The 10925-nt window shown below is 57.7% G+C and carries 14 protein-coding genes; 8 read left to right on the forward strand and 6 right to left on the reverse strand.

All coding sequences use genetic code 11. The features are described from left to right. The 3 genes from rplQ to VGC33_RS10120 form a co-directional block, all read left to right on the forward strand. Window positions 1-331: 50S ribosomal protein L17 (gene rplQ / locus VGC33_RS10110; protein ID WP_331120622.1), on the forward strand; the 331-nt coding region annotated here is incomplete at its 5' end. 267 nt (window positions 332-598) lie between these two features. Beyond that, entirely contained in the window at window positions 599-976 is a 378-nt protein-coding gene (locus VGC33_RS10115) for a DnaJ family domain-containing protein (protein WP_331120623.1), read from the forward strand. Between the two features lie 215 nt (window positions 977-1191). Further along, the gene (locus tag VGC33_RS10120; protein ID WP_331120624.1) at window positions 1192-1446 is read left to right on the forward strand and encodes an alternative ribosome-rescue factor A; all 255 of its coding nucleotides are present in this window, start codon (window positions 1192-1194) and stop codon (window positions 1444-1446) included. Between the two features lie 4 nt (window positions 1447-1450). Here the strand turns inward: VGC33_RS10120 and mscL are convergent, their stop codons facing one another. The 5 genes from mscL to def all read right to left on the reverse strand — a co-directional run bounded on the left by mscL (window position 1451) and on the right by def (window position 6306). Continuing rightward, the gene (mscL, locus tag VGC33_RS10125; protein WP_331120625.1) at window positions 1451-1900 is read right to left on the reverse strand and encodes a large-conductance mechanosensitive channel protein MscL; all 450 of its coding nucleotides are present in this window, start codon (window positions 1898-1900) and stop codon (window positions 1451-1453) included. 110 nt (window positions 1901-2010) lie between these two features. After that, window positions 2011-3387, reverse strand: coding sequence for a Trk system potassium transporter TrkA (gene trkA, locus VGC33_RS10130; RefSeq protein ID WP_331120626.1), 1377 nt, complete (start codon window positions 3385-3387; stop codon window positions 2011-2013). A 10-nt stretch (window positions 3388-3397) separates the two neighbouring features. Then, window positions 3398-4723: a 16S rRNA (cytosine(967)-C(5))-methyltransferase RsmB gene (gene rsmB / locus VGC33_RS10135; RefSeq protein WP_331120627.1), complete on the reverse strand. Its 1326-nt coding sequence runs from the start codon at window positions 4721-4723 to the stop codon at window positions 3398-3400. Between the two features lie 97 nt (window positions 4724-4820). Beyond that, a complete protein-coding gene (gene fmt, locus VGC33_RS10140; protein WP_331120628.1) occupies window positions 4821-5768 on the reverse strand; it encodes a methionyl-tRNA formyltransferase in 948 nt (315 codons plus the stop codon). A gap of 22 nt (window positions 5769-5790) precedes the next feature. Further along, window positions 5791-6306, reverse strand: coding sequence for a peptide deformylase (gene def / locus VGC33_RS10145; protein ID WP_331120629.1), 516 nt, complete (start codon window positions 6304-6306; stop codon window positions 5791-5793). A 126-nt stretch (window positions 6307-6432) separates the two neighbouring features. Between def and dprA the strand changes: the two genes are divergently transcribed. From dprA to aroE, 5 genes are read left to right on the forward strand one after another with little or no spacing between them, the layout of a single operon-like run. Continuing rightward, window positions 6433-7554, forward strand: coding sequence for a DNA-protecting protein DprA (gene dprA, locus VGC33_RS10150; RefSeq protein WP_331120630.1), 1122 nt, complete (start codon window positions 6433-6435; stop codon window positions 7552-7554). After that, window positions 7526-7999 carry a DUF494 family protein gene (locus VGC33_RS10155; protein WP_331120631.1) on the forward strand — a complete coding sequence of 158 codons (474 nt, stop codon included), beginning with the start codon at window positions 7526-7528 and terminating at the stop codon, window positions 7997-7999. Before dprA ends, VGC33_RS10155 begins: the two co-directional genes overlap by 29 nt. A gap of 23 nt (window positions 8000-8022) precedes the next feature. After that, window positions 8023-8580 (forward strand): DNA topoisomerase family protein, encoded by a 558-nt coding sequence (locus tag VGC33_RS10160; protein ID WP_331120632.1) that lies wholly within the window; start codon window positions 8023-8025, stop codon window positions 8578-8580. Further along, window positions 8570-9139: an L-threonylcarbamoyladenylate synthase type 1 TsaC gene (tsaC, locus tag VGC33_RS10165; RefSeq protein WP_331120633.1), complete on the forward strand. Its 570-nt coding sequence runs from the start codon at window positions 8570-8572 to the stop codon at window positions 9137-9139. The genes VGC33_RS10160 and tsaC overlap by 11 nt, the downstream gene beginning before the upstream one ends. Window positions 9140-9154: 15 nt before the next feature. Then, window positions 9155-9973 carry a shikimate dehydrogenase gene (gene aroE, locus VGC33_RS10170; RefSeq protein ID WP_331120634.1) on the forward strand — a complete coding sequence of 273 codons (819 nt, stop codon included), beginning with the start codon at window positions 9155-9157 and terminating at the stop codon, window positions 9971-9973. A 77-nt stretch (window positions 9974-10050) separates the two neighbouring features. Here aroE and VGC33_RS10175 read toward each other — a convergent pair whose 3' ends face one another. Continuing rightward, window positions 10051-10602, reverse strand: a complete 552-nt coding sequence (locus tag VGC33_RS10175; RefSeq protein WP_331120635.1) for a gamma carbonic anhydrase family protein — start codon at window positions 10600-10602, stop codon at window positions 10051-10053. Window positions 10603-10925: the final 323 nt, after the last annotated feature.

Here is a 10925-nt window from a genome sequence, read left to right on the forward strand (position 1 = left end):
TAACATGGCCGGCTCTCTGGTTCGTCACGAGATAATCAAGACGACCCTGCCAAAAGCGAAAGAGCTGCGCCGTGTTGTTGAACCGCTGATTACACTTGCCAAGACCGACAGTGTTGCAAATCGTCGTCTGGCATTCGCCCGTACTCGTGATAACGAGATCGTGGCAAAACTGTTTAACGAGCTTGGCCCGCGTTTCGCGAGCCGCGCCGGTGGTTACACTCGCATTTTGAAGTGTGGTTTCCGTGCAGGTGACAATGCGCCGATGGCTTATATTGAGCTGTTAGATCGTGCCGCAGAAACACAAGTTCCAGCGGAAGCGGTCGCAGAGTAATCTGCCCCGTGTAAGCTTACAAAACCCGGCCCCGGCCGGGTTTTTTATTGCGTGTCATCTCAAGCCGCTGGGTATGCCGCTGCGATTGGTTTCCCTTCCCCGGCTATCGTTGGTGCTTCCAGCAGTTCCACCCGCTATGGATACTCAACATGTGTTTGCCGGCCTCGCCGGTAATGCACGCTTTACCATCGCGCATGCGCAAAGCTTATCATCCGCGCGCCAATGCGCTATCCTGAAACGATAACAGCGCTCATAAGGAGGGGGAGTATGTGGCTGGTAGATGAATTGGCTGAGCAGCATATCCAGCAGGCCCAGCAAAAGGGCGAGTTTGATAACCTGCCGGGATACGGTAAACCCCTGGCGTTGGATGACGACAGCGCGGTGCCGGAAGCGCTGCGCGTGGGTTTTCGGCTGTTGAAAAATGCCGGGTACTTGCCGCCGGAGTTACAGGATCGCAAGGATGCGCTGCGCTTAAGCGATCTGCTGCGGGGAATTGACAAGCAGGATGTCCGGCACGGCGAAATCAGCGCGCGGCTGCGGTTGCTTGAGATCAAGTTGCGACAGGCGGGTATGAGTACCGAATTCTTGCATCACGGCTATCGGGAGCACTTGCGGCGGCGATTCAGCGTTACGGCGAAAGGCTAAACCATTACGCAACAAATTTTGTTTCCCCGTCCTCGCGTCTGGTCCGATTTGCTATAATATTGTCCACCGTGCCTCGGTTGGTTTTTAGGGGAAGCGAATAACCAAGCTCCAGCCGCCACCGAATGCAAAAGACCGCCACGCAGGCATTCTTTCACCCATGTGGCATGAGTAGAGACAGTTTTTTACCGCATCGCGGTTAATTTATCGAGGTTATCATGACTGATAAGTATCGCCATACCAAAGGCACCATCAACGACAACGCCATTGCGGCGCTATTGCACGATCCGCTTTTTCGCCAGCGCCGTGAGAAAAACATGAAGGGTAAGGGCAGCTACTGTCGCAAAGGCAAAAATGCCAAGGCCCAAAACTGGGAGGCCAGTGGTAACGCCATCAACGGTCGCGTTACCACTGGCTTTCTGGTTTCCAGCCCGCTCTTCACGCAGAGATGTACGCACTGGCTGACTGCTTAACGTGCTAAAGCGTCGGCGGCTGCTGCGGCGGCAGGGATGTGGAGGGGGTTGGGCTCTGTTGCTTGAGCAAATCGCGGATTTCAGTCAGCAGCACTTCTTCAGCGCTCGGTTTAGGCGGCGCGGCCGGGGCTTCCTCATGTTTACGATGCAGTTTGTTAATCAGCTTGATAACACAGAATACCGCCAGGGCGACAATCAGGAAATCAAAGATATTCTGCAGGAAAATACCGTATTGCAATATAACGGCCGGGGTATCGCCCTGCGCGGGTTTCAGCACCCAGCCGAACGAGCGGAAGTCCACCCCGCCAATCAATAAACCCAGCGGCGGCATAATCACGTTTGCCACCAGTGACGACACGATTTTACCGAAGGCGGCACCGATTATTACCCCGACAGCCAGGTCCACAACATTGCCGCGCATGGCGAATTTTCTGAATTCCTGCAGGAAACTCATAGGCTTGCTCCTTCTTGGTTAATGACCAATTAAGTCTAACAAATGATGCTGTTTTTACCAGAATCTTTAACAATTTGTGGCAATTAAGCATTCTGGTGCGCGCCACCACGTTATAAAAAGAACGGACTTGGCTGAAATAAACGCTCGACGTCGGTGATGAATTTTTTATCGGTCAGGAACATAATCACATGATCGCCCTGCTGGATGCGGCAGTTTTTATTGGCGATGATGACGTCGTCGCCGCGAACGATGGCGCCGATAATGGTGCCGGGCGGCAGCTTGATGGCGTCGATGGTGCGGCCGACCACTTTTGAGGTGCTTTCATCGCCATGGGCGATAGCCTCGATAGCCTCGGCGACACCGCGCCGCAAAGAGGAAACGCTGACTATATCCGCCTTGCGCACATGGCCCAACAGCGCCGAAATGGTGGCTTGCTGCGGTGATATGGCGATATCAATCACGCTGCCCTGCACCAGGTCCACGTAAGCGCGGCGCTGAATCAGTACCAGAACCTTTTTAGCCCCCATGCGTTTGGCCAGCATCGCGGACATGATATTGGCTTCGTCATCGTTGGTAATGGCGATAAACACATCGATTTGCTCGATATGCTCCTCCGCCAGCAGTTCCTGGTCGGAAGCGTCGCCATAAAATACAATGGTATCATGCAGCAGCTCCGCCAGTTCCGCCGCCCTCTGCTGGTCGCGTTCGATAAGCTTGACGCTGTAATCTTTTTCCAATCGCTGCGCCAATCCCGCGCCGATATTGCCTCCGCCGACGATCATGATGCGTTTATAGGGTTTTTCCAGGCGCTGCAGTTCGCTCATTACCGCCCGGATATGCGGCGACGCGGCGACAAAAAATACCTCGTCGCCGGCCTCGATTACCGTCGAACCCTGCGGCCGGATCGGGCGATCGCGGCGAAATACGGCGGCCACGCGCGTATCGATATGCGGCATATGCTCGCGCAGGGAGGAGAGGGCATTGCCTACCAGCGGACCGCCGTAGTAGGCTTTTACCGCGGCGATGCTGACTTTCCCCTCGGCGAAATTCACCACCTGCAGCGCGCCGGGGTACTCGATCAATTTATAAATATTGTCGATGACCAACTGCTCGGGGGAAATAAGGTGATCGATGGGTACCGCCTCCGGCGAAAAAAGCCGGGCGGCTTCACGGATATAATCGGCCGAACGTATGCGGGCAATGCGATTGGGCGTTTTGAAGAGGGTATAGGCTATCTGGCAGGCGATCATGTTGGTTTCATCCGAGTTGGTGACCGCCACCAGCATGTCGGCATCCTCCGCGCCGGCTTCGCGCAATACCCGGGGATGCGAGGCGTGGCCCTGGATGGCGCGAAGATCGAATTTATCCTGCAGTTGGCGAAGCTGGTTCTGGTTGGTATCGACGATAGTGATATCGTTGTTTTCACCCACCAGGTTTTCAGCCAGGGTACCGCCCACCTGTCCCGCCCCAAGGATTATTATTTTCATAGTCGGTTCTTCATGCCTGTTCAGTGCGGGTCAATATGCCCGGTGCGTCACTCTTAATCATCTTAGCGTAAAAGAAGCCGTCACCGTCATCGGCGGCGGGAAAACATTGCCGTCCTGGATGGGCGGCGTCGCCGGTTTCGACCAAAACGGCATTGCTGTGGCCGGCCAGGAAGGTGCTGATTTGCGCGCTGTTTTCTTCCGGCAGTACGGAGCAGGTGGCGTAAAGCAGCGTGCCGCCGGGTTTAAGCAATGGCCAGGCGGCATCGAGGATCTGCCGTTGTAACGCCGCCAGTTCCTCGATATCGCGATCGCGGCGCAGCCATTTGATGTCGGGATGGCGGCGGATCACGCCGGTGGCGGAGCAGGGCGCGTCAAGCAGTATGCGATCCCAGGTCCGATCCTGGTTCCATTCCCCGGGCCGCGTACCGTCGCCGGCCAGTACCTGGGCCTCTAGCCCCAGCCGCAGCAGGTTTTCCCTGATTCGCGCCAGACGCTGGGGGTCGATATCCACCGCGGTAACCCGCGCGCCGGGGGCCAGCTCGAGTATATGGGTGGTCTTGCCACCGGGCGCGGCGCACAGATCCAGAATATCCTCCCCCGGCTGCGGCGCCAACAGCAGCGCGCAGCCCTGCGCCGACGCGTCCTGCACCGTTACCCAACCCTTGTCAAAGCCGGGCAGCCGGCCGACGTTGCAGGGAACGTCCAGCTTAACCGCTTCTGGGATGGAGGGATGGGCGCTGGCGGCGATATCCGCCTGCGCCAGCAGGTCGAGATACGCTTCCCGGCTGTGGTGGAGGCGGTTAACCCGCAGCCACATCGGCGGCCGCTGGTTATTGGCCTCGAGAATGGCCTGCCAATGCGCGGGATACGCCTGTTGAAGGCGTTTCACCAGCCAGGACGGGTGCAGGAAATGGCTTTCCCCTTCCAGAGAGGCGGCCTGCAATTCCGCCTGCTGGCGCTGGAACTGGCGCAGCACCCCGTTCACCAGGCCTTTGAGCTGCGGCATCTTCAGCACCACGGCGCCTTCCACCGTTTCGGCCAGCGCGGCATGGGGGGGAATGCGGGTATGGAGCAGTTGGTAAACGCCAACCATCAGCAGATAGTGCGCCTGGCGCTGTTTACCGGTGAGCGGTTTTGCCATCAGCTGCCTGATAATCCATTCCAGCTGCGGCAGGGTGCGTAAAATGCCAAAGCATAGCTCCTGCAGCAGCGCGCGGTCCTTATCGCCAAGGGGAGTTTGCAGCATGGGTAGCAGCAGGCTCAGGGACTGGCCGTGATCCAGTACCTGATACACCGCCTTGGCCGCAATGGCGCGGAGGTTATAATGTTTATTCATAGTTGACCGAAGGATAGTGGGGGGTGGCCGTCATTAAACCGCCGTATCATCGCCGCCGCGTCATGGCTGACGATGCCGGGCGGCAGCCGGGAAGACGTTAGTCCAGGATGGCGCCGGGGGTAAACCACTCACGCCGCGAATTCAGTAAATCCTGCGCCGCCATGGGTTTTTTTCCTGCGGGCTGGAGCAGGGTCATGTTCAGGGCGCCATTGGCGGTAGCGACCTGGATGCCGGTTTTATCGGCCAGCAAAATCGTGCCGGGAGCCGCCCGCACCGCAAGGTCCATCGCCGTCGCCCGCCAAACCTTAACCGTTTGCCCGCCGATGCTAAAGAAACTTATCGGCCAGGGGTTAAAGGCCCGCACGCAGCGCGCCAGTACGGCGGCCGGGCAGGACCAGTCCAGGCGGGCTTCTTCTTTACTGAGCTTTTCCGCGTAGGTGACCAGGCTTTCATCCTGCTTTTCCGGCGCCAAGAGGCCGGCGGAGCTGCGCGCCAGGGTATCGAGCAGCGCGCGCGGGCCGATTTCCGCGAGTTTGTCATACAGGCTGGCGCTGGTGTCTTCCGGCCCTATTTCACAGGCGGATTTATACAGCATATCGCCGGTATCCAGGCCTGCGTCCATCTGCATAATCGTGACGCCGGTGGCGCTGTCGCCCGCCCACAGGGCGCGTTGAATCGGCGCGGCGCCACGCCAGCGCGGCAATAACGAACCATGGACGTTCAGGCAACCCAGGCGCGGCATGTCCAGCACCGCCTGCGGCAGGATAAGGCCATAGGCCACCACCACCATGATATCAGCCTCCAGCTCAGCCACCAGGCGCTGGTTTTCCTCGGGGCGCAGGGACTTGGGTTGATATACCGGCAGTTGGTGCTGCTGCGCCAGGAGTTTTACCGGGCTGGCGGTAAGCTTATTGCCCCGGCCCGCAGGGCGATCGGGCTGGGTAAATACACCCACCACCCGATGCGCGGAATCAATTAGCGCCTGGAGATGGCGCGCGGCGAAATCCGGCGTACCGGCGAAAATGACACGTAAAGAATCGGACACATTAATTCCTGTAAGGCGACGGTTACTTTTCGTCGCGGGCGTTTATTTTCGCCAGTTTCACCATTTTCTGGCGGATACGCTGGCGTTTTAGCGGCGAGAGGTAATCAACAAACAGTTTGCCGACCAGGTGGTCCATTTCATGCTGGATGCAAATGGCCAACAGCTCATCCGCTTCCAACTCGAAGGGTTTGCCATCGCGATCGAGCGCGCGTACGGTAACTTTTTCCGCGCGTGGCACAAAACCACGCTGATCGGGTATGGACAAACAGCCTTCCTCGATTCCGGTTTCACCGCTTTTGGCAATCATTTCAGGGTTGATAAAAACGTGGCGCTCGTCACGGGCCTCCGACACATCAATCACGATGATCCGCTGATGTATATCAACCTGGGTTGCGGCCAGGCCAATGCCCTCTTCGGCGTACATGGTTTCAAACATATCATCCACGATACGGCGAACAGCGTCATTAACTTCTTTTACCGGTTTCGCAACAGTGCGAAGCCGCTCGTCGGGGTAATGTAATACCTGCAATACTGGCATATGAGTCTATATCTGTGTCCGATTATGAAAACTATTCTGTCTCTTATTCTAGACATTTCCCGCTCTGATTGACAGCATCCGCAAGCAAATGTCACCACATCGCAGGCGCAAGGCGCGGAGGAAATAATGACGGAACTTGAAATGTGGCTGCGCATGGCGGCGGTAAAAGGCGTTAACGGCGCGAAAGTGCAGCGTTGCCTGTCACAATTAACCCTCCCCGGCGAATCTAGCCCGCAACCGCTCCTTAACGCCTGTCTCACGCCCGCCCAGCGTCAGCGGTTCCTGCAATATCCCGACGGCGAGATTGCGGCCGCACTGCGCTGGCTGGAACATCCGCTGCATCATTTTGTCACCTTTAACGATGCCGGTTATCCCGATGCGCTGAAATCCCTCGCCTGCCCGCCGCCGGCCCTGTTCGTCATCGGTGAACTGCCCTGCCTGGCCTCACCGCAGCTGGCCATGGTCGGCAGCCGGGCGTGCACGCGCTACGGCGAGCAATGGGGCACGTTCTTTGCCGCCGACCTGGCGCGGTGCGGCTTGACCATCACCAGCGGGCTGGCGCTGGGCATCGACGGCATATGCCATCGCTCGGCGCTGGACGCCCAGGGTAAAACCGTTGCGGTGCTGGGCAGCGGGTTGCAAAATATTTATCCGGCGCAGCACCGCGGGCTCGCCGGGCGCATCGTGGCGCAGGGCGGCGCGCTGGTGTCCGAGCTGCCGTTAAACGCCCCGCCTCTGGCGGGGCATTTCCCCTATCGCAACCGGATTATCAGCGGACTGAGCCAGGCGGTACTGGTGGTGGAGGCCGCCGCCCGCAGCGGTTCGCTGGTTACCGCCCGTTATGCCCTCGATCAGGGCAAGGATGTCTACGCCTTGCCCGGCCCGCTGGGCAATGCCGCGAGCGCGGGCACCCATTGGCTTATCCAGCAGGGCGCCTACCTGGTGACCCAGCCAAAAGAGATTGTTGAACAGCTCGGCGGCGGCTTGCATTGGCTGCCTTTACCGCCGTCGGAAATTATTTCTGCGCCAGAATGCGAAGTTGAATTGCCATTTGCCGATGTGTTGGCTAACGTAGGAGATGAGGTTACACCTGTTGACGTCGTCGCTGAACGTGCCGGCCGGTCTGTGCCAGAAGTAGTGTCGAAGCTATTGCAACTGGAGTTAGCAGGCTGGATCGCAGTTGTACCCGGCGGCTATGTCCGTTTAAGGAGGGCAGGCCATGTTCGACGTTCTAATGTACTTGTTTGAAACATATATCCACAATGAAGTGGAAATGCGGGTAGATCAGGATAAGTTAACCGACGATCTCACCCGGGCGGGTTTTCATCAGGACGATATCTACAATGCGCTCAACTGGCTGGAAAAGCTGGCCGATCTACAGGACGGGCAAGGCAAATCGTTCGCCATGGGCGGCGACCCGCTGGCAATACGCATCTACACGGATGAGGAAAGCCAGTTCCTGGATACGGAATGCCGTGGATTTTTATTGTTTCTGGAACAGATTCAGGTGTTAAACCTTGAAACGCGTGAAATGGTGATCGATCGCGTCATGGCACTGGATGCCGTAGAGTTTGATCTGGAAGATCTTAAATGGGTAATCCTGATGGTGCTGTTTAATATCCCCGGATATGAAAATGCCTATCAACAGATGGAAGATCTTGTATTCGAAGAAGATGAGAGCCGTCTGCACTAGAGAATCACTGACGATATATCCCTATGGCAAAAGCTGCGCTCTTTAACCCGAGGCAAACCGAACTCTGCCCTGAATGCGGGGCGGAGCTCGTGATTCGTTCCGGGCAGCATGGTCCGTTTCTCGGCTGTTCCCAGTACCCGCGCTGCGACTATATCAAATCGCTTAAACAGCAGGCCGACGGCCATATCGTCACCGTGCTGGAGGGGCAATCATGCCCGTCGTGCCAAGGCAGTCTGGTGCTTCGCCAGGGCCGCTATGGCATGTTTATCGGTTGCGATAATTATCCGGAATGTGATTATATCGCCGCCATGGACCAGCCGGATGAAACCGCCTTCCGCTGCCCCGCGTGCCAGGAGGGTAGGCTGGTACAGCGTACCTCCCGGTTTGGTAAAATTTTTTATGCGTGCGACCAGTATCCCCAATGCCGGTTTGTGCTTAATTTCAAGCCGGTGGCCGGTGAATGCGAATATTGCCACTTCCCGCTGCTGTATGAAAAAAACACGGCGCGCGGTCCCAGGTTGTTTTGCGCCGATAAGCGTTGCGCCAAACCGGTGTCGATAAAAGAAAATGATGGAAAATAATCAATCGCCGGCATTGGCCGGCCTGGTGGACGCGTTACGGCAGGGGCGGATCGTCGCCTATCCCACCGAAGCGGTTTTCGGCCTGGGATGCGATCCCGATAGCGAGGCGGCGGTTCAGGCGTTGTTGACGCTTAAGCAGCGATCCTGGACCAAAGGCCTGATCCTGATCGCCGCCAATTATGCGCAACTATTGCCTTATATCGACGATGCCGCGCTTACGCCGCGGCAACGGGAGCGGGTTTTTGCCTGTTGGCCCGGGCCGTTGACCTGGGTGATGCCCGCCCGCCCGCAAACGCCGCGCTGGCTGACCGGCCAGTATTCCACACTTGCGGTACGGGTTACCGCCTATGAGCCGGCGCGGCGCCTCTGCCTGGCGTTTGGCAAACCATTGGTCTCCACCAGCGCCAATCTGACCGGACTACCTCCCGGCCGCACGCCCGCGGAGGTTCGCCGGCAACTGGGCGATAATTTTCCGGTCATGGAAGAAAAGGTCGAGGGGCGGCTGAATCCTTCAGAAATCCGGGACGCATTGACCGGCGGTCTTATCCGCCAAGGGTAATCAGGAGAACAGGTCATGGAAACTTTCGCCGTTTTTGGCAACCCGATACAGCACAGCAAATCGCCTCATATCCACGCGCTGTTTGCCGCGCAAACCGGTATTATCCATCCCTACGGGCGGGTATGGGTTCCTCTGGACGCTTTTGAACCAACGTTGCGCGACTTTTTTGCCGCCGGCGGCGAAGGCGCCAATATCACCATGCCTTTTAAAGAGCGGGCTTTTGCTTTGTGCGATCGGTTAACCGAACGCGCCGCCCAGGCCGGCGCGGTCAATACGGTAAAAAAGCAAACGGACGGCGCGCTGTTGGGGGATAACACCGATGGTATCGGCCTGTTGGCCGATTTGCAGCGCCTTGGCCTGGTGCGGCCAGACAGCAGGATCCTGCTGGTTGGCGCGGGCGGCGCGGCGCGTGGTGTAATACTGCCGTTACTTTCTTACGGCTGTTCCATCATGCTGACCAACCGTACCTTCAAACGCGCGCAGGAACTGGTGTCCTTCTATCAGCATGTGGGCGATATCGGCGCCCGGCCCCTTGACCAACTGGTCGTCGCGGATTTTGATTTGATTATCAACGCAACCACCTCCGGCGTCCATGGTGAGGTCCCGGCATTGGCCACGACGCTGATTAACCCGGAAGTACGTTGCTACGATATGTTTTACCAGCAGGGACCGACGCCGTTTTTACGCTGGTGCGCAGCACAGGGAGCGCGGCACTGCGCCGATGGCCTTGGTATGCTGGTGGGGCAGGCGGCCTATTCGTTTATGCTCTGGCACGGGGTGATGCCCGATATAGCGCCGGTACTGGAGACGCTGCGCGGCGAACAGTCCGCCTGAAACGGCGGATTTGCCTGCTTTTTGCGATCGCCGCCCGTCTCCGGGCCGGCGGTGATTCCCGCTATCCGCCCCGTCGGTTATTTTCCCTGGGCCAGATACTCATCCTTCCAGCGCACATAATTATTGGCTGAATAGAGCAGGCCCGCTATTTCCGCCGGCGTAAGAGGCCTGACCCTGCGAGCCGGGCTGCCGAGATAGAGATAGCCGCTTTCGAGCCTTTTGCCCGGCGACACCAGGCTTCCCGCGCCAATCATCACCTCATCATCCACCACCACGCCGTCCAGCAGGATTGATCCCATGCCGACCAGCACCCGGTTGCCGATGGTGCAGCCGTGCAGCATGGCTTTATGCCCGACGGTAACATCCGCGCCGATGATCAGCGGATTGCCCGCCGGATTGTGTTCTGATCGATGAGTGACGTGCAGCACAGTACCGTCCTGGATATTGGTCCGCGCGCCAATATGGATGCTATTGACGTCGCCGCGCATGGCGACCAGCGGCCAGATGCTGACATCATCCGCCAGGGTGATCTCGCCGATCACCACGCTTGAGGGATCGATCATGACCCTTTGTCCCAGGATCGGGGACTTATTCTGGAAGGGGCGCAGCGATTTTGATAATTCCAGCATGATTCTACCTTTCCGACGATCTATTTTTAACGACTGTATCGCCGTAACGGCATAGATATCAACAGCGGAGATCCGGAAAATGCCCTTTACCGAGTAAGAGATCGCTCAAGATCGGTGCATAAGGGATGAAAAATAGACAGTTGGCAAGAAAAGATCAAAAAACGCTTGTGCAATATAATCGGATCCCTATAATGCGCCTCCATCGACCGGCACCGTGCAGCACATCGCAGGGTAATGGAAACGAGTCAGGAGGCGGGCCGAACGGGCTTGACACTGAGAGAGGAAAGCGTAATATACGCCACCTCGCGCCAGACTGATTACAG

The organism is Acerihabitans sp., from assembly GCF_036398755.1.
GTDB lineage: Bacteria > Pseudomonadota > Gammaproteobacteria > Enterobacterales > Enterobacteriaceae > Acerihabitans.